Origin of the sequence: Stenotrophomonas sp. MYb238, from assembly GCF_009496535.1 — a bacterium.
Classification (GTDB): domain Bacteria; phylum Pseudomonadota; class Gammaproteobacteria; order Xanthomonadales; family Xanthomonadaceae; genus Stenotrophomonas.
In genome coordinates, this window is the sequence record NZ_WIDL01000023.1 from 35,844 (window position 1) to 54,163 (window position 18,320).

Below are 18,320 nucleotides of genomic sequence, written 5' to 3' on the forward strand. Positions count from 1 at the left end.
AAATGAAATTCACCGCCGCTTTCGCCTTGGCGGTCTGGCTGGTGGTCACCGGCTGGCTGGCGACCATGGTCATCGTCAAACCAGCAGTCCTGCACCTGGGCAACGATGCGGATGAAACCGCGGAGATGGCGCAGCTGCGCGGCGCCATCGAGCACAACCGGCAGATGCAGGAGCGCGTGGCCCTGTTGCGCCAGTCCGCCTATACCGATGGCAACCAGCCGCTGCTGGCTCTGCCTTCGGCACCTCCGACCGCAACTGATGGCGGCGCCGCCGCCCCGCGTGGCGCTACCGGGACCAGCGGCGACCCTTCGACGCATACGGTTTCCGTGGTCCTGGTCGCCAATGGCCAGCGCAGCGCCATCATCGATGGCCGCCATGTCCGTGCCGGCACGCGGCTCGCCGATGGTTCGCGCGTGGCGGCCATCGGTGCCGACTGGGTGCGCATAGAGAGTTCGGACGGCGCACGCGCCGTGCACGCGGTGCCCTCGCCCTATCAGCCTGCCAGCGGAGCCGCGCGATGAATCCGGCACACAAGCCCCTGCTGTGGGGTGGCGCGCTCATCGTCGTGGGCGCGCTGGCGGTTATCGCCCTGCGCGGAATCAGCGGCGGCGGCGACGCCCCAGCCCCGGCGACGCACACCGCACCGGCACAAGAACCGGCGGCAGCCGCCGCCGTCGCTCCGTCCTCCGCCGATGAGCCGATGCCGTGGATGCAGGGCGAAGGCGCTCCTGCCGGCGGCACCGCCATTGCGCGTGCCGCGGCTGGCAATGCACCGCAGGCGGTGGCGCAAGCCGAAATCGACCGCTCGCTTGCCGACATCCGCCAGAAATCGGAACACAACATCCGCGCTGCCGACGACATGCTGGCCCAGCTCGATGCCCTTGAGAAATCCGGCAAGGTGCCGCCGGATCTGCGGCTAGATGCACTGCGCAACAATCTGATCATCGCCAAGCGCGCGCAGTCGCTGGCGCGCGAACTGGCCGAATCCACCCAATTGCCCGACAGCCCGCAGCGGCGCCAGCGCAACGCCGAGATCGTCGCTGAACTGCAGCAGCTGCAGGGCCAGCTACGTTACGACGTGGCCCCCGCCGGCCTGCCCATTGCCGCGGACCGGACCCGGTGACATGCAGCCACGCCACCGCCCCGCACGGCTCGGCCCCGGCACGCGCAGCGGCTTCTCGCTGGTGGAGCTGGCGGTGGTCGTGGGCGTGCTCGGCCTGCTGGCCATGACCGCGCTCTCCGCCTTCGACAATCTCGGCCAGGCGCGCCGCCACAATGCCGCCCGCGCCCATGCCGAAGCCGCGCGGCAGGCGCTGTACGCCTTCGCGCTGCGTAACAAACGCTTGCCCTGTCCCGACCTGTCGGCCAACGGCGATACCGGTTTCGAGGGCAGCAATAGCAGCTGCGCCGCCAGCGCCAATGTCGGCTGGCTGCCCTATGCCAGTCTCGGGCTGGACGTACCGGTACGCGGTGAGCGCCTGCGCTATGGCGTCCATCGCGGGACGACCGCCACCGACCTGGTCGCTCCCCTGCGCGAATCGGCCGACCAGCCCGACCTGGAATACGCGGGCGGCTTCGGCTCGGCGCTGTCGCGCATGGCCGCCGGCACCGCCACCGCGCCGCTCGCCAGCCAGCCGCATTACGTCAGCGACGGCACGCCCACGCAGTGCGGCAGCGGCGGCGCCGGCTCGCGGGTGGTCAATCCCGCCTTCGTGCTGGTAGCTCCGGTCGGCGCCCGCGACGGCGGCACCGGCGATGCCGGCTTCGACGGCGCCAACAACCGCGCCTTCGTCCAGGACAACGGTAAGTGCGTCACTCCTCCCGACTACCCCGGCGATGAGCGCTACGACGATCTCGTCGTCGCCGAAAGCGCCACCGTCCTGCTCGGTTGGCTGATGGCCACCGCGCGCTGACCACCGATGCGCTTCCTCCTGCATTCCACCGCTTCCTTCCAAGGTACAGAACCGATGAATCCCAACGCCCGCACCGCCCGCGTCCCACGCCGTCCCACGGTCAGAACGCTCGTCAGCGCGATCGGCGCGTTGGTGCTGACCGCGTGCAGCAACATGCCGCCGCGCAGCGTCCAGGAACTGCCGCCGACCGAATACAAGGCGCTGGAACGCAGCGGCACGGCCATCGTCGAGGAATCGAAGAAGCTCGCCAGCCAGCAGGACCGCATGCGCGAACAGGTCGAACAGCGCCTGCAGCAGCTTGCCGAACCCGCCGCACCGGTCGCGCCTGCCTACGACCCGCTGGAAAACATGGTGGTCAGCATCAGCATGTTCAACGCCGACGTCGGCCAGTTGCTGTGGGCGCTGGCCGACGAGCTGAAGATGAACCTGATCGTCGACCCGCACGTGCTGGAGCAGCGCCAGCGCACCAGCCTGCACCTGCGCAACGTCAGCGCGCGCGAGGTCTACAACCACATCCTCGACGCCTTCGACCTGCACGGCGAGATCCGCGGCGGCGCGCTGGTGGTCGGGCAGATGCGCGAGCGCATCTTCAACGTGGACATGCTCAACTCCAACACCTCCTTCGACCTGTCCACCGGCGGCGACGTGTTCGGCGCCGGCATGCAGAGCGCGGGCGGCGGCGGCCAGTCGCTGCGCGGCACCCTGACCATGACCGGCAGCGTCGGCAAGGACAACGACCCGTACAAGCAGCTCGATGCCGCGCTCAAGGTGATCCTGGGCGGCGAGCAGGGTGCGGCCGCCGCGCGCGGCCCGGATGATCCGCCCCCGCCGGAAGCCGGCCGCTACAGTCTCGACCCCGGCACCGGCACGCTGTTCGTGCGCGCCCGTCCCTCGCAGATCCGCGCGGTCGATGAGCTGATTGCGGTCACCACCGGGAAAATGCGCCGCCAGGTACTGGTGGAAGCGCAGATCCTGGACGTCTCGCTCAACGACGACTTCCAGTACGGCGTGGACTGGAACCTGCTGCGCAACCGCGTGGCCGGCATCTACGGCGACAGTCCGGCCACCATCACGCCGGCACCGGGCACCACCGGCAACCCGGACCTGGGCATCCCCGACAACCCCAATCTGCTGCCCTATCAGCGCTACGGCCGCTATGGCGACCAGGCCCGCAACATCGTCTTCCCCAACCAGACCCTGGGCTCGGCAATCGGCCGCGGCCTGGGCGTCAGCTACCTGACGGACACCTTCTCGGCCGCGCTCAACGCGCTGCGCACCTTCGGCAACGTCAAGGTGCTGTCCAACCCCAGCGTGCGCGTGCGCAACGGCAGCCCGGCCTACCTGAGCGTGGGTTCCAACATCCGCTACGTCACCAAGTCCACCAGCAACTTCTCCAACACCGGCGGCAGCAACGCCTATAACCAGTCCACCGACATCCAGACCGACTCGCTGTTCTCCGGCGTGGTCATCGGCGTGGCCCCCATCGTGCGCGAAGACGGCGGCGTCGAATTGCTGGTGCACCCGATGCAGACCGAGGTGGAGCCGGGCAGCCTGACGCTGCGCGAGTTCCCCAACGGCAACGCGGTCACGCTGCCGGTGATCAACGTCAAGGGCATCACCACCACGCTCAACCTGCGCGACGGCGACACCGTGCTGCTCGGCGGCCTGATCGACCAGAAGGCCAGCCTCAACGACAGCGGCATCCCCGGCCTGTCCGATGTGCCGGCCTTCGGCAAGCTGTTCGGCTCCCGCGGCAAGCAGCAGAACACCCGCGAGCTGGTGCTGGTATTGCGGGTCAAGGTGATATGAGCCTGATCTACGACGCGCTGAAGGAACAGACTGGCCCGGTCACGACGGACCGGGCACGGACACGCGCGTCGTGGTGGGCCGGACAGACCGAGCGCACGCGTACAACCCTGCTGCTCGCGGGCTTGCTGGTACTGGCGGTACCGCTGACCTACGCCGCCACTTCCGCGTTGAAGCATCGCGGCCCCCTTCCACAACCGCCGGTGGCAACGAGCGAACCGCAGGCGCCCGTGGCCGTGCCCATGGCCGTGGAAAAAACCCGGACCGCGCCACTGGCAGGCCTGACGGTGCCGGAATCGGCGGGCGTCGAGGCGGGCGCGCCGGTGACGACCGGCGCCGTGCCGCCGCTGGCGCCGGTTGTCGCATCCGCTCCGCAGCCTGTCCCGGCGGTGGACGCGCGCAACGCCGGACCGGCTGTTCCTGCACCACCTGCGTCACCTGTCGCCGCAGCCGGCACCGCGAACACGATTGCCGCCGCCCCTGCCGCTTCACCTTCCGCACCATCGCCGATCAGCATCAAGGTCGAGCGCCGTACCGGCGCCGGCACCACCGCCCGGCCCGATGCCGACGACGGCCAGGTGGCGCGTACCGTGGCGGACATCGAATCGGCCATGTCGACCGGCGATCTGCCCGCGGCACGCCGTGCTCTGGCGCAACTGGATGCGCAGCTGCCCGGCGAAAGCCTCACCCTGCTGCGCATGCAGGCGTGGGTGGCACACGCGAACAACGACGCCGCCAACGCCGAAAGGCTCTACCGGCGGATCGTCGAGCGCGTCCCCGACGACATCAACGCCGGCGTGAACATCGCGCTGCTGGACGCACGCCGCGGCGACCTGGACGACGCACGCCAGCGCCTGACCCGGCTGTTCGGCCGCTATCCGCGCTCGCAGCAGATCGCCCGCGCCCTCGCCGAACTGGATGGCCCGTCGCCATGAATCCGGCCCTGGCCCGCCACCTGCAGACCCTGGGGCTGGAACGCGCGCCGTTCCCGCCCACGCCCGACGCGGCGGCGTGGTTCCAGACCGCGCGGCTGGAGGCCGAACGGGTCGAAGCGGCGCATTGCCTGCGCACCCGCGCCGGCTTCGTGCTGCTGACCGGCGAGATCGGCACCGGCAAGAGCACCTTCCTGCGCCGCCTGCTGTTCTCCCTGGACGGCGAAGGCGTGGTCACCTCGATGGTGTTCAACACCTTCCTGCAGGGACCGGACCTGCTGGCCGCGGTGCTGCGCGACTTCGGCCTGGAGGCGCGCGGCACGCCGGCGGCCGACATCGATACCCTCAACCGCTTCCTGGTCCAGCAATGGCGCGCGCAGGTCACCTGCGTGCTGATGATCGACGACGCGCAGAACCTCACGCTCGAAAGCCTGGAGCTGCTGCGCCTGCTCACCAACCTGGAAACCGGCCAGGAAAAACTGCTGCAGATCGTCCTGGCCGGCCAGCCGGAACTGCGCGACAACCTGGAGCAGCCTGGCATCCGCCAGTTGACCAGCCGCATCTGCAAGCACGTACAGCTCGACGTGCTGGCCGCCGACGAAGTGCAGCGTTACGTCCACCACCGTCTCGACGCGGCCGGCAACCCCAGCCCCGGCATCCGCCTGCGCGCCGACGCCGCTCAGGCACTGCACCGCGCCAGCGGCGGCAACCCGCGCCGCATCCACCAGATCATGGACCGTTGCCTGTACGGCCTGTACGCGCAGCCCGCGGACCAGCGCGTGATCGACGCCGCGCTGGTGCACACCGCCGCCGCCGAAGCGGGCGCGCGGCCGCTGCGCCGGCGCCGCCGGATCCTGTGGAAGAAGGCACCGCTGGCGCTTGCCGCCTCCATCGCCGGCGGTCTCGTCCTCTTCGCGCTGGTGGCGGCGCTAGCCGTGCGCAGCGACGCCTCCTACGCCGACGACCACGCCCTCCCGGTGCCGGCCGCCCCTGCCGCAGCGGCCGGCCAGACGCCCGGACAACGCTGGGATGTCTGCCTGCAGGGCCTTGGCACCACCGCGCCACAGGTGCAGGCCGTCAGCGAAACATGGCTGGCACGGCTACCCTCGCGCGAAGGCCTGTGCCTGCGCCGCCTGCCCGAGGGCTGGCAGGCAGGCTGGCAGGCACGGCTTCGCGTCGAGAATTTCCTTGCCGCCGCCGATGGGCAGGCCGAGGTGCTTGCCGTGCAGGCGCTGCTGCGCGACGCCGGCCTGTACGACGGCGCGCTGGACGGCCGCTATGGCCCGCGCATGCGCGCGGCGATCGGGCGGTTCCAGCAACACAACGGCCTGCCGCCCAGCGGCGCGCCGGACCCCGCCACGCTGCTCCTGTTCGACACCCTGCTGGCGGCGCGCGCCGCCGCCTCGCCCCCCTCCCCGGAAACGCACCTCCATGGCAACGGTTGATCCCATTCCCGCCCGTCCCGCGCCCCAGTCCGCCGTGCAGAAGGACGGCACGCGGCTGGGCGAGCGCCTGCTCGAACGCGGCCTGATCGACACCACCCAGCTGCAGTACGCGCTGCAGAAGAACGAGGTCGAGAAACAGCGCCTGGGGCGCGTCCTGATCCGCCATGGCCTGGCCAACGAATCGGACATCGTGCGCGTGCTGGCCGAGATGAACGGCATCGAGTACGTGCAGGTGGACACGCTGCCGCATGCCGAACCGCAGGTGCTGGCGATGTTCAACCGCGAGCTGTGCCAGCTGCGCCAGTTCCTGCCGTTGCGGCGCGCCGGCGACGCGCTGGAAGTCCTGCTCGGCGACGCCGACACCCAGGCGGTGGAACAGCTGGTGCTGCAGCGCTGCGGCCTGCGCTGCCGCTTCCTGCAGGGCGAGTACGGCAAGGTCGCGCGGCTGATCCGCCACACCTACTACTTCGCGCAGAACCCGGTCGAGAGCCTGCTCGAGCGCGAGATCAAGCGCCTGTCGGGCGACAACGACCACGCCTACAGCCCCGAGAAGCTGCTCGACTACCTGCTGCACTACGCCGTGCGCGAACGCACCACCGACATCCACCTGGCGCCTTCGGACGACAGCCTGCACGTGCTGTTCCGCGTCGACGGCGTGCTGCGGCCGATGTTCGCCATGCCCACCACCCTCAACCGCCTGCTCGGCTACATCAAGCTGGCCGCGGAAATGGACATCTCCGAACAGCGCCGCCCGCAGGACGGCAGCTTCCGCGCCACGGTGCTGGATTCGGCGGTGACCGTGCGCGTATCCACCATCATCACCGACGCCGGCGAACGCACGGTCATGCGCCTGCTGCCCGAGCACAGCGACCTGGCGGGGCTGGAGGAACTGGGCTTCTTCGCCGAGGACGTGGCGGTGCTCGAGCGCCTGTTCGCCCGTCCCGCCGGGCTGGTGCTGATCACCGGCCCCACCGGCTCGGGCAAGAGCTCCTCGCTGCACGCCGCACTGCGCATGCAGTCGCTGATCGAGCGCAACGTGCTGACCGTGGAAGACCCCATCGAATACCGCGTGCCCGGCGCCGGCCAGACCGAGGTCAACCGCCGCGCTGGCTATGAGTTCGGCTCGGCGCTGCGCCACTTCCTGCGCCACGATCCGGACGTGATCCTGCTGGGCGAAATGCGCGACGCCGAGACCGCGCAGGCCGCGCTGGAAGCGGCGGCCACCGGCCACCTCGTGCTCTCGACCCTGCACGTGACCACCGTGTTCGGCGTGGTGCCGCGCCTGCGCCCGCTTGGGCTGGAAGCACAGGTCATCGCCGACAACCTGCTGGCCGTGGTCAACCAGCGCCTGGTCCGGCAGAACTGTCCGTTCTGCGCCCATGAAGTCCCCTTCAGCGAGCGCGAACTGGAATGGCTGGACCTGCCGGCAGGCAGCTGCGGAAAGCGCGGCGCCGGTTGCGAACGCTGCCGCGGCAGCGGCTTCCATGGCCGCCTGCCGGTGTACGACATCATGGTGGTGGACGAGGCGCTGGCCAACGGCATCGCCGACGACGTCGGCCGCGAGACGCTGCGCAACCTGGCCATGAACGCCGGCTTCCGCGGCATCGAGGACGTGGCCAAGGCGCGCGTCGTCGCCGGGCAGACCACCAGCGAGGAAGTGATGCGCGTGGCCGGCGTGGGGCCGACGCCATGAACGTCTATTACTACCGCCTGCTGCTTTCCAGCGGCCGCGTGCGCGCCGGCATCACCCAGCTGGCGGTGGAGCACGATTCGTCCGCGCGGATGTGGCTGGAAAAGAACTTCGACGCGGTGGTGCTGTCGCTCTACCGCTTCCCCGGCTGGCTGGCCGAGGCGCAGCGCTCGATCACCCAGCTGGTCAAGCCCAGCATCCGCCCGGTCGAGCTGGCCGGCATGCTGCGCGACCTGGCGGTGATGACCTCCAGCGGCATCCCCATCATGGAAGCGCTGCGCGCGGTGGCCAACGAGGTAGGCGGCGGGCGCACCTCCAACCCGGCCAAGCTGGCGCGCCGGCTGCTGGACGAACTGGACGCGGGCGCATCGCTCAGCGACGCGGTGTCGCGCTACCCCGATGCGTTCCCCGAGACCGTGCGCAATCTGGTGATGATCGGCGACGAGACCGGCACCATGGACAAGATGCTGATGGAGTCGGCCGACCACATCGAGCGCATCACCCGGATGACCGCCGACACCCGCCAGGCGCTGATCTACCCGGCCTTCGTGTTCTCGGCGATCTTCGCCGCCGGCGGCTTCTGGATCTACTACGTCATCCCCAACCTGGCCGACCTGTTCAAGCAGATGAACGCCAAGCTGCCGCCGCTGACCATCGCGGTGATGAAGGGCTCGGAATGGCTGATCGGCCACATCGGCCTGATCATCGGCGCGATGCTGGTGTCGGCCTTCGTGCTGTGGGTGGCCTGGCGCTACAGCCGCGGCTTCCGCCGCGCCGCGCACTACACCCTGCACAAGCTGCCCATCGCCAGGACCATCATGTACTCCTCGGGCCTGGCCTTCTTCACCGAGTACATGGCGCTGCTGATCCGCGCCGGCGTGGACATGGTCAGCAGCCTGCAGGTGATGGAGCGGGCGATGCGCGACGAGTACTACCGCGACCGCATCATCGCCATCCGCCAGGTACTCGAGCGCGGCGACCGCGTGTCGGCGGCGATGCGCCAGGTCGGCGGCTTCCCCTCGATGATGGTGCGCATGATCGGCGTGGGCGAGGAGACCGGCACGCTCGACTCGCAGTTCGCGCGCCTGTCGGCCGAGTACAGCCTGCGCCTGCAGCGGCTGATCACCAATCTGTCCGAAGTCATCAAGCCGGTGGTGGTGCTGCTGGCCGGCGGCATGTTCGTGTTCCTGATCGTCGCCCTGCTGCTGCCCGTCTACGACCTGGTCAAGCAGGCCATCGCTTCCCCGCAGTTCTGAGGATCCCGCAATGCACCGTCCAATCCGCCCCCTTCCGTCGGCAGCCGGCTTCACCCTGATGGAGATGTCGGTGGTGCTGGTGATCATCGCGCTGATCATCGGCGCGGTCAGCGTCGGCCGCGACGTCTACCGCAGCGCCGAGGCCGAGCGCATCGGCAGCGAGTTCGTGCAGGGCTGGCTGGTCGCCTACGACCGCTACGTGCAGCAGAGCGGCGTGGTGCCGGGCGACGATCCGGCCAATCCCAGCGGGCGGATCTACAACCAGCTGGGACGCGAACTCTGCCGCGACGAACTGCGCAACGACATGCTCCGACGCGGCGTGAGCCTGCCCCAGGGCCGCGCGGAAGGCGCCGAGACCCGCTATGTCTACCGCGACAGCCAGGGCAACCCGCAGGAACTGGAAGTGTGCTTCGTCAATCTCGGCAACTGGGCCGAACCGGACGTCGGCAGCGGCTATCGCACGCGCGTGCGCAACGTCATGGTCCTCAAGGGGCTCACGCCCGAGCTGGCCAACCAACTCGATGCACGGATCGACGGCCGCGTCGATGCGCGCTTCGGACGCATGCGCGAGATCAACCGGCACAGCGAGGTCGATCCCATCAGCACCACCAATCCCCCCGCCAATCCCTGGAGCCGCGACAACCGGCAGGACTACAACGGCGGCTACACGCCCGACGCCCAGGTCGCGGTAATGACCGGCTACGTCCGCATGAACCAGTGATGCCCTCCGCATGCACTCCCGGCACTCCAGGACGACCATCATGAACCTGTCCTTCCCCGTGGATTCCGCACTCCACCCTCGCAACCGGCCTTCCATCCAGGCCGGCTTCGGCCTGTTGCAGGTCATGCTGGTCCTTCTGCTCGTCGGTGGCGCGCTGGCCGCCGGCGCCGTGCTGCTGCAAGCCAAGCGCGCGCCGCAGCAGGCCATCACCCAGGAACAGACGCTGCGCTGGGCCGACGAGGCCATCGCCGCCTTTGCTTCCACCCATGCGCGCCTGCCCTGCCCAGCACAGACACTGGACGGCGAGGAAGCACTGGATAACACGGGGAACTGCATCCCCGGCAACGCCAAGGGCTGGCTGCCAACACGCACCTTGCTTGGTGCCTCGGGCAACGGCATGCCTGTCGGCCCGGTGGCCTACATGGTCTATCGCGGCGACGCCGCCGCGCACCTGGACCTTACCGCGCCGGGCAATGCCTACCAGCCGCCACTGATTGACGGCACGAACCGCGAAATCATAAGCCTCGACAAGGATCGCAAGGAAACCGGCCGCCGCCCTTTCAGCGCCATCAATGGCCTGGACCTCTGCCGCTCGCTGGAGCTGGCACAGGTTGCCGGAACCAACCACGCGGACACCACGCGCGCCGGTGTCCACGGCGTTCCCTGGAACGTCGCCTACGGCATTGCCGCCGCCGGCCCGTTGCCCGGCCAATCGCGCCTGGACGACGACAACACCGGCCCCGTGGCGCAGATGGAGTCGCCTTGGCGCGAATGGGACAGCGGATACGACGACCGTGTGCGCGTGCGCAGCTTCGACGCGGCCGCGCAGATGCTCGGCTGCCGCCTGCTGGCCGAACTGTCCAGCGCCAACGCGATCGCCGGTGCCAGCACCGCCCCGTTCAGCGTAGCCCAGCTGTCGGCCACACCCGGCGGCAACGAACCCTACAACGTCTCGCTGGCCGGCATGGACGTGCTGGCCGCCGCCGTCACCCTGCATGATGCGCTGGCGTTGCTGCAACAGAACAACATCGACGCCACCGAATCGGCGGTGCAGAGCGCAGCCAAGGCGCAGATTTCGCTGATCTTCAAGCTGGTGACCACCGCCGTCAGCCTGTCCGACCAGATCACCACCCTGGTCACGTCCACCGTCAGCCTCACCCGCTCCATCGCCACCTGCATCGCCTCGCTCGGCACCATGTGCTGGGAAGTACCGCTGAAGACCGCCGCCGTGGTCACCTCGATCGTGGGTCTCGGCACCAAGGGCGTCACCCTGGCCGCCAAGGCCGCCTCGCTGCCGTTCGTCGCGCTGGCACTGGATGCCTCGATCAAGGCCCGTGACCTTGCACATGCTAACGGCCCAAAACCGGTGCCACAAAACCTGGACGAGGCCCGCGCGGAGCTGGAATGCACGCTGTACGCGACCAACTGCAAAGAAGGCACCTCAAAGGAGGTCGTCTACAAACGCGACAAGAACGGCAATCCCATACAGAAAAAGGATCCCGCCGGCAATCTGCTGTATGACGAACACGGCAATCCAGTCTTCGAGGTGGAATCGGAAACCGTGGTCCCGCGCATCGGCCTGGACAAGCAGACCGAAAACGCGAAGAAGGAATGGGACGTACTGCAATACCAGGTGGACAAACTAGAAGGCTACCGACTGGCCCCGTGGGGCGTGGCCCCGCAAGAAGCCAAGGACATCAACAATCAACCAGTGCTGGACATCAACGGCCTGCCCACCTACACGCTGGTCGAAATCCCGAGCTTGGGCAAGGACGGCCAATACCGCTCGCAGATCCAGCAGCGCATCCACCCGCAGCGCACCTGCGGCATCAGCGTCAACAGCACCAATTGGCAGGCCTGCAACCCGCAGCGCTACCGCAAGCAGGTGGATGAGTGGGTGTGCAAGCCGGCCAGCGGCAACGGCGGCCTGTATGACGCCAACTGCAACCATGTCGGCACCCGCACCGAGAAGGACGGCGATGGCAACGACGTGACGGTCAACGCCGGCACCCACGACCGCGTGCTGGAATCGCACTACGAATTCAATTGGGACGTGGCCACCAACGAGGCCATCGCCCTGCGCAAGAAAGCCGAGGAATGGACCGACCTGAACAAGCGCGAACAGGAGCTTGCCAAGGAAATCAAGCAGTTCGAGGACAACATCGACACCTGGTTCAAGGGCAACGATTCCATTCTTACCAAGATGCTCAACCAGATGAACGATGCCCAGCATTGCGCTGGCCGCGGCCGCGGCAATCCCGCCGACCCGAACGCCAATCTGCCATCCGGCGACATGCAGCGACAGCAGTGCATCAACGCCCGCAATGCCGTGCGCTACATCGAGACCTGCGAAAAGCCGGTCACTGTCGCCAAGTGCGAATTCATCGGCAACGGCAAGGGACGCTATTCGGACAGCAGCTGCAGCATCAGCAGCGGCACGCCAAAGGACTACGGCTTGCAGGAAACCGATACCGGCGTCTATGAGCGCGACAAGAACGAACTGGCCACCTGCAAGCCCAACATGGAAGGCCGGCTGGCCAAGCTGAAGGCCGAACATGCGGACCTGGCTACCAGCCGCGACGCCGCCAAGGCCGCCTACAACTCTCTACCCAAGCCGTGGCTGGCCTATCCCGGCCCTGCCTCCGCAGGATTACTGCCGTATTCCGTCGACGGCGGCTACAACTGGTTCGAGTGGGCCATCGAAGTCACCAAGGATGCCAACGACGTCCCGACCAGATACGAGTGGGTGCGTTCCAGCTTCGAAGAACGCTATGAATACGACTACCAGTACGACTGCTCGTATCAGGAAGATCGTGGTTACTGGGTGGAAGCCGATCCCAATGCTACCCCTCCAATTCCCACTCGTTACTGGCAACCCGTCATGGTCACGGTTTCCAAAACCTGCATCGAGAAACGCGAGGCAACCCGCAGCCTGCCGTGGTACGCCCCGGAAAACTACAAGGACCGCAACGCCACCGCTCCACTGCTGGTCACCGAAAGGGAACCCAGGCACTGGCTCGACAACCGGAGTCTGGAAGTCAATGAAATCATGTCCGAGAAGGTGTGCCAGTTCTTCACCAACCGGAGCTGGAACGGCAGCTACTGGTGGTGGCCGGGTGCCAACACCTTGAACTGGTGGGACAAGGACACCTACAAATTCGGTGTCTACTGCCAGCGCTACCCCTACAGTCGCGCCTTCGAGGACTGGCGGCGCGCCAAGCTGGGCGCGGAAAACGCCCGCAAGAATTACGAAGACACCAAGGCCCAGTTCGAGAAGTTGAAAGAGGAGCTGGAAAACATGAACGACGACGGCGGCTCCGGCGGCGGCCCCACCACACAGATGAGCTTCGGCGCCGAAGCCACGCTGGAACACGCCGACAGCCGCGGCTCCACCGGCCCACAGGCCCCGGTGCTGCCATGACCGCACGTCACCTTCGCCAACACGGGTTCTCGCTGGTGGAACTGGCAGTGGCGCTGGCCATCGCCGCCCTGCTCACCGTGTTGTTGTTCAACCTGCTGCCGCTCGGCAACCAGATACTGGATGCCGAGCGGCAGCAACAGGAACTGGCCCAGGCCGAACAGGCCCTGCTCGGCTACATGCGCAGCCACGGCCACCTGCCCGGTGCCGATGCCGACGGCAATGGCAGTGCCGATGGCGCCGCCAGTGGCTGGTTGCCGGTAGCTGACCTCGGCCTGCCCTCGCGCATGCGCCTGTATTACCAGGCCCAGCCCAACCTGACCACCCCGCTGCCCGATGACCTGTTCGACCCGGTGCTGCCGCCCGCCGACCAGCCAGCCCCCAGCAGCAACGGGCTGGACCTGTGCATGCGCCTGCTGTTGAACCAGCGCGGCAACATCACCATGGCCGGGCTCGATCTGCCGCTGGCCTACTACCTGGGCCACAGCGGCGTGAGCGGACATGGCCGCCTTGACGCCGCCGCGCAATGGCAGCCGACGGCACAAACCCTGCCCGGCCCCGCCGATGCCGCAGGCGCCCTTGCCGTCATAGCCGCAGGCCCGGGTGAACTGGCCGCGCGGCTGTCCTGCCCGGATCGGCTGGCGCGCGCGCAAGGCAGCGCGCAAAGCGCCTATGCCGCCTATAGCGCACTGCGCATGACCGAGTTCAACCTCGAATTCCGCAGCTTCGACATCCACATCGCCGAAACCATCCGCGATCAGGCCAAGGTGGCCCGCGACCTTGCCATCTATGCCCTGGCCGAATCCATCACCAACCAGGCCATCGCCCTCACCTTGATCGCATCGGGCTGGCCCCCGGACGGTGCCAGCATCGGTGCCGGCGTGAAGCAACTGGCCAAATCCCTATTGGACATAAGTATGGCCAGCAAAAGCCTCGTCGAGGCGCAGGAAACCTACGACGAGGCCCTCTCCGGGGTGCAGGACGCCGGGCACCGGCGTGACCTAGTCAGCACCTTCCGCGACCGCATCAAGGCCCTGCATGAAGACGCCCGCGATACCACCATTGGCCTTGACCGCGCCGGACTGAACCCATGAACCGCCGTTCCCTTGCCCGCCCGCGTGGCTTCTCGTTGATCGAACTGACCGTGGCCCTAGTCATCCTGGGCATCATCGGCATCCTGCTCACGCGCTGGCTTGGCACCATGTCCGAGGAGCGCAGCCAGGTGGCGCGACGCGACCTGCTGCAACGCGCCGATGACGCGGTGATGGGCTTCGTCACCAGCCAGTCGCGCCTGCCCTGCCCGGACACCAACCACGATGGCCGCGAAGACTGCGGCAGCGGCGAGGTCGGCAAGCTGCCCTACCTGACCGTGGGCCTGCCCGATGCACGCGGCGGCCGCCTGCGCTACGGCGTACTGCGCCGCACCGGCGACAGCGCGCAGATCGTGCGCTGGAATACCGACAGCGGCCGCGCAATCCCGCAATCCACCGTGCTTGATGCCGACCTTGCAGCGCCGCCAGATCAGGCCATGCCCCTGCAAGTCACCGCCAACGCGGCCGACAGTTTCGTCATCAGCCGGGTACAGGCGTGGGACCACTGCACCCATGTGGACTGTGCCGCATTGCCGCAGCTCAACCACAACAGCATGGATTTTTGCGATGCACTGCGCAATGCAAGCCAGTTGCCCACCAGCGACAGCCACGTGCATGCCCGTCACGAACGCGAGCTGATCCGCAACGCCGGAAACGTCGCCTACGCGCTGGCCGCCATCGACCCGCTCATGCCCACTCACGACGATGGCTCGCCAGCCTTCCAATCACCGCGCCGGCCTGGCAGCGGCGACTACCACGACAAGGTGCTGGCCGTGGGCATCGACCAGTTATGGACCCGCCTGCGCTGCGGCGAACATTACAGCCCGGCACTGTTCGCCCATGCCAACGTGGCGGCTGCCGCGCGCCTGACCACCCCGGTCATGCACAACCACAAGACCCAGCTGGACATCATGGTCGAACTGGGCAAGGCCGAAAGCATGAACGCCACCGTCGCGATCATCGACGCCAGCGTGGAACTGATAAACACCACCGCCGAAACCCTGGACACCATCGCCGAGATGTTCGAGACCTACGGCGGCTGGAACTGGCGCGTGGCCATTGCCGCCGGCAGCATCGGCACCGCCGTGGGCAGCACCATTGCCGCGGGCGTCGCCAAGGGCGCGGCCGACAGCTATCTGGCCACCGCGGAGAAATACCGCGACCAGTTCACCACCCAGTTCCCCGGCGGCTTCCCCGGCGAAGCACAGCGATTGGAAGACGAAATCGTCACCAACGCTCGCCGTGCCGACATGCTCGGCGGATTTCCGGATGCCGCCGTGCGCGACGCCACCAAGGACTTCAGGTATGACGCCAACACGCCTCCGGAACCATGACGGGCGTCATGGACGAAAGAAGCCGCCACCGGCACGCCATGGCGGCTTCCCCCTTCAATCGGCGTCGTTATGCCCGCAAGGCCTTGTCCGCCGCATGCACCGGGCGCGTGCGGCCATAGCCGCGCAGCGGCGCAGCGTGCGCATGCCGCTGCGCGATCTCCATGGCCAGGGTCCGCGTCGCCATCTGCGGCTTCACCGCCAGTTCCTGTTCCAGGCCGCGCTCCAGTATCCGGTAGCAATCCAAGGCCGTCTCCGGTTCGCCGCGGCATGCGTACAGGCGCATCAGGCTGCGCTGCTGCGCCTCGTCCCATGGATCGAGCAGCACCTGGCGGCGGGCGAGGTTCACCGCCACTTCCAGGTTCCCGCGGGCGGCGGCATCGTCCCGCGCGCGCTCCAGCGCCTTGAGCAGGCGCTGCAGCGCCCATGCCCTCGCCCCCGGCAGCCACTCGTTGAATTCGTCGCACTGCTCCAGCGAAACGCCTTCCAGCAGTTCGCCCGCCTCCTCCAGCCACTCCCGCGCATGGAGGCCAGCCGGCAGCGTCGGTTCCAGCAGGTCGATGTCGAACAGCCCCTGGGACGCCACCGGGCACAGGCGCACGGTCTCGCGGTCGATCAGCAGCACGCCCTCGCCCGCCGCCGCGACGATCGCGCGGTTCAGGTCGGTCAGCACCTGGCGCAGATTGGTCAGCGCGGCGCCGTGCGCCAGGTCGGGCCACAGCATCGCCGCGATCCGGCTACGGCGATGGACGCGCGGGCGCTCGATCGCCAGATAGGCCAGCAGCGCCCAGCCCTTGCGGTAGACGAGCCGGCCGGCGCTGCCGATCCGGCATTCCCCGAGCAGGCGGATCAGCGGCTGCGAATCGCCCGGCCACGCGCTCATGGCGTCGCTCCCGTGGCGAAGGTCGATGGTGTGCACGGGCTTCCATTCCCCATACGGCAGGCAAGAAAACGGTTCATGCGATTCCCCAGCGTTTCGGATTGGCGGTCCCGCTGTTTCGCGGGACTCACTAACCAAACCGTGAAAACCGTCCGGTTCCTATCACTCGCTTTCAATTGCTTTCAGGGAACGACTCCGCTAGGCGCCCATGGCGCGCCTCGTACCCTGCTGCCGGGCGGAACAGCCAGCGCGACGACGCCGGCACGGCGGCTGCGCGCACGCGTGGATCTTCCGCGAACCGCGCAGGAGGACATCCAGCGCCATCGCCGGCGCCGCACACCGAACTGATTTCAGCGGCAACCATGCCGCAGCGGCGGGCCTTTCCGGACGATGCGGCCGCAGGCCTCGCCGCCACATGCCGCCACGCTTGACAGCGCCGAAAGCGCCGTGGTTATCTCGACCCCATGCTGCAACGCCACACCACCGCCAACCCGACCCGCACCCCGGCCATCGCCGCGGCGTCGCTGCTCGTACTCGTGCTTATTACCGAACCCACAGGTGCGGGACGAGCTGGCGCGTAGCAGGAAAAGGCCAGATTCGATCAAAGACCCCGCACCGGCCCCGGTGCGGGGTTTTTCGTTTCCAGCATCCATTTCAACTGAAACCATGTTCACCACCGATACCGCCACGCAGAAAAACACCGCCCGCGATGCCATGCGCACCGCCGCGGCGTGCATGGCGCTTCTCCCTCCCCCGGCGGCCGCCGCGTCCTGACGCGACGGCCGTTTTCTTTTGCGCTCCCTCTATCACTGCAAGGAACCAAGTCCCATGAGCTCCAACGAACTGCCCCAGATCAAGATCGCCGTCATCGGTTACGGCAGCCAGGGCCGCGCCCATGCCCTGAACCTGCGTGAATCCGGCTTCGAGGTGACCGTCGGCCTGCGTCCGGGCGGCCCGACCGAAGCCAAGGCCCAGGCCGACGGCTTCGCGGTCAAGACCCCGGCCGACGCGGTCAAGGACGCCGACCTGGTCGCCGTGCTGACCCCGGACATGGTGCAGAAGAAGCTCTACGAGGACGTGCTGGCGCCGAACATGAAGCAGGGCGCGTGCCTGCTGTTCGCCCACGGCCTGAACGTGCACTACGGCATGATCGCCCCGCGCGAGGACCTGGACGTGGTGCTGGTCGCGCCCAAGGGCCCGGGCGCGCTGGTGCGCCGCGAATACGAGATCGGCCGCGGCGTGCCGTGCATCTACGCCGTCTACCAGGACAAGAGCGGCAAGGCCGAGCAGTTCGCGCTGGCCTATGCGGCCGGCCTGGGCGGCGCCCGCGCCAACATCATCAAGACCACCTTCAAGGAAGAGACCGAGACCGACCTGTTCGGCGAGCAGGCGGTGCTGTGCGGCGGCGCCTCGGCGCTGGTGCAGGCCGGCTTCGAGACCCTGGTGGAAGCCGGCTACCAGCCGGAAATCGCCTACTACGAAGTGCTGCACGAGCTGAAGCTGATCGTGGACCTGTTCTACGAAGGCGGCATCACCCGCATGCTGGAGTTCGTCTCCGAGACCGCGCAGTACGGCGACTACGTCAGCGGCCCGCGCGTGATCGACGCCGGCACCAAGGCGCGCATGAAGGACGTGCTGACCGACATCCAGAACGGCACCTTCACCAAGAACTGGGTGGCCGAGTACGAAGCGGGCCTGCCGAACTACAACCGGTTCAAGCAGGCCGACCTGGAGCACCCGATCGAGAAGGTCGGCAAGGAGCTGCGCGCCAAGATGGTCTGGCTGCAGTCCCAGAACGCGTAACCGCGCGGTCCCCCACCCGCACAGAGCAAAGGTC

The 18,320-nt window shown here is 67.9% G+C and carries 15 protein-coding genes; 13 read left to right on the top strand and 2 right to left on the bottom strand.

Features of this window, described 5'->3' with window-relative positions:
* Nucleotides 1-2 precede the first annotated feature (2 nt).
* The 12 genes from CQ393_RS14650 to CQ393_RS14705 are packed head-to-tail and all read left to right on the top strand — an operon-like array spanning nt 3 to nt 15,606.
* Nucleotides 3-521 carry a hypothetical protein gene (locus CQ393_RS14650; RefSeq protein WP_153192430.1) on the top strand — a complete coding sequence of 173 codons (519 nt, stop codon included), beginning with the start codon at nt 3-5 and terminating at the stop codon, nt 519-521.
* Nucleotides 518-1,123 carry a hypothetical protein gene (locus CQ393_RS14655; RefSeq protein WP_153192432.1) on the top strand — a complete coding sequence of 202 codons (606 nt, stop codon included), beginning with the start codon at nt 518-520 and terminating at the stop codon, nt 1,121-1,123. The genes CQ393_RS14650 and CQ393_RS14655 overlap by 4 nt, the downstream gene beginning before the upstream one ends.
* Nucleotide 1,124: 1 nt before the next feature.
* Complete coding sequence (locus tag CQ393_RS14660) at nt 1,125-1,913, top strand: prepilin-type N-terminal cleavage/methylation domain-containing protein (RefSeq protein WP_153192434.1); 789 nt, start codon at nt 1,125-1,127, stop codon at nt 1,911-1,913.
* A gap of 54 nt (nt 1,914-1,967) precedes the next feature.
* Nucleotides 1,968-3,722, top strand: a complete 1,755-nt coding sequence (gene mshL / locus CQ393_RS14665; protein ID WP_153192436.1) for a pilus (MSHA type) biogenesis protein MshL — start codon at nt 1,968-1,970, stop codon at nt 3,720-3,722.
* The gene (locus tag CQ393_RS14670; protein WP_153192438.1) at nt 3,719-4,654 is read left to right on the top strand and encodes a tetratricopeptide repeat protein; all 936 of its coding nucleotides are present in this window, start codon (nt 3,719-3,721) and stop codon (nt 4,652-4,654) included. Before mshL ends, CQ393_RS14670 begins: the two co-directional genes overlap by 4 nt.
* Complete coding sequence (locus CQ393_RS18100) at nt 4,651-6,096, top strand: ExeA family protein (RefSeq protein ID WP_194269681.1); 1,446 nt, start codon at nt 4,651-4,653, stop codon at nt 6,094-6,096. Before CQ393_RS14670 ends, CQ393_RS18100 begins: the two co-directional genes overlap by 4 nt.
* Nucleotides 6,083-7,789 carry a GspE/PulE family protein gene (locus tag CQ393_RS14680; RefSeq protein WP_228114591.1) on the top strand — a complete coding sequence of 569 codons (1,707 nt, stop codon included), beginning with the start codon at nt 6,083-6,085 and terminating at the stop codon, nt 7,787-7,789. Before CQ393_RS18100 ends, CQ393_RS14680 begins: the two co-directional genes overlap by 14 nt.
* Nucleotides 7,786-9,042 (top strand): type II secretion system F family protein, encoded by a 1,257-nt coding sequence (locus CQ393_RS14685; protein ID WP_153192440.1) that lies wholly within the window; start codon nt 7,786-7,788, stop codon nt 9,040-9,042. The genes CQ393_RS14680 and CQ393_RS14685 overlap by 4 nt, the downstream gene beginning before the upstream one ends.
* 10 nt (nt 9,043-9,052) lie before the next feature.
* The gene (locus tag CQ393_RS14690) at nt 9,053-9,763 is read left to right on the top strand and encodes a prepilin-type N-terminal cleavage/methylation domain-containing protein (protein ID WP_153192441.1); all 711 of its coding nucleotides are present in this window, start codon (nt 9,053-9,055) and stop codon (nt 9,761-9,763) included.
* Between the two features lie 40 nt (nt 9,764-9,803).
* A complete protein-coding gene (locus CQ393_RS14695; protein WP_153192443.1) occupies nt 9,804-13,184 on the top strand; it encodes a hypothetical protein in 3,381 nt (1,126 codons plus the stop codon).
* Nucleotides 13,181-14,275, top strand: coding sequence for a prepilin-type N-terminal cleavage/methylation domain-containing protein (locus CQ393_RS14700; protein WP_153192444.1), 1,095 nt, complete (start codon nt 13,181-13,183; stop codon nt 14,273-14,275). Before CQ393_RS14695 ends, CQ393_RS14700 begins: the two co-directional genes overlap by 4 nt.
* Nucleotides 14,272-15,606 carry a type II secretion system protein gene (locus CQ393_RS14705; protein WP_153192446.1) on the top strand — a complete coding sequence of 445 codons (1,335 nt, stop codon included), beginning with the start codon at nt 14,272-14,274 and terminating at the stop codon, nt 15,604-15,606. Before CQ393_RS14700 ends, CQ393_RS14705 begins: the two co-directional genes overlap by 4 nt.
* 67 nt (nt 15,607-15,673) lie before the next feature.
* Here CQ393_RS14705 and CQ393_RS14710 read toward each other — a convergent pair whose 3' ends face one another.
* Nucleotides 15,674-16,486, bottom strand: a complete 813-nt coding sequence (locus tag CQ393_RS14710; RefSeq protein ID WP_153192448.1) for a BTAD domain-containing putative transcriptional regulator — start codon at nt 16,484-16,486, stop codon at nt 15,674-15,676.
* Nucleotides 16,487-16,833: 347 nt separating this feature from the next.
* Nucleotides 16,834-17,220 (bottom strand): hypothetical protein, encoded by a 387-nt coding sequence (locus tag CQ393_RS14715; RefSeq protein ID WP_153192452.1) that lies wholly within the window; start codon nt 17,218-17,220, stop codon nt 16,834-16,836.
* 91 nt (nt 17,221-17,311) lie between these two features.
* On the opposite strand from CQ393_RS14715, the gene ilvC reads away from it, so the two are divergent.
* Complete coding sequence (gene ilvC / locus CQ393_RS14720; protein WP_153192454.1) at nt 17,312-18,286, top strand: ketol-acid reductoisomerase; 975 nt, start codon at nt 17,312-17,314, stop codon at nt 18,284-18,286.
* Nucleotides 18,287-18,320 lie beyond the last annotated feature (34 nt).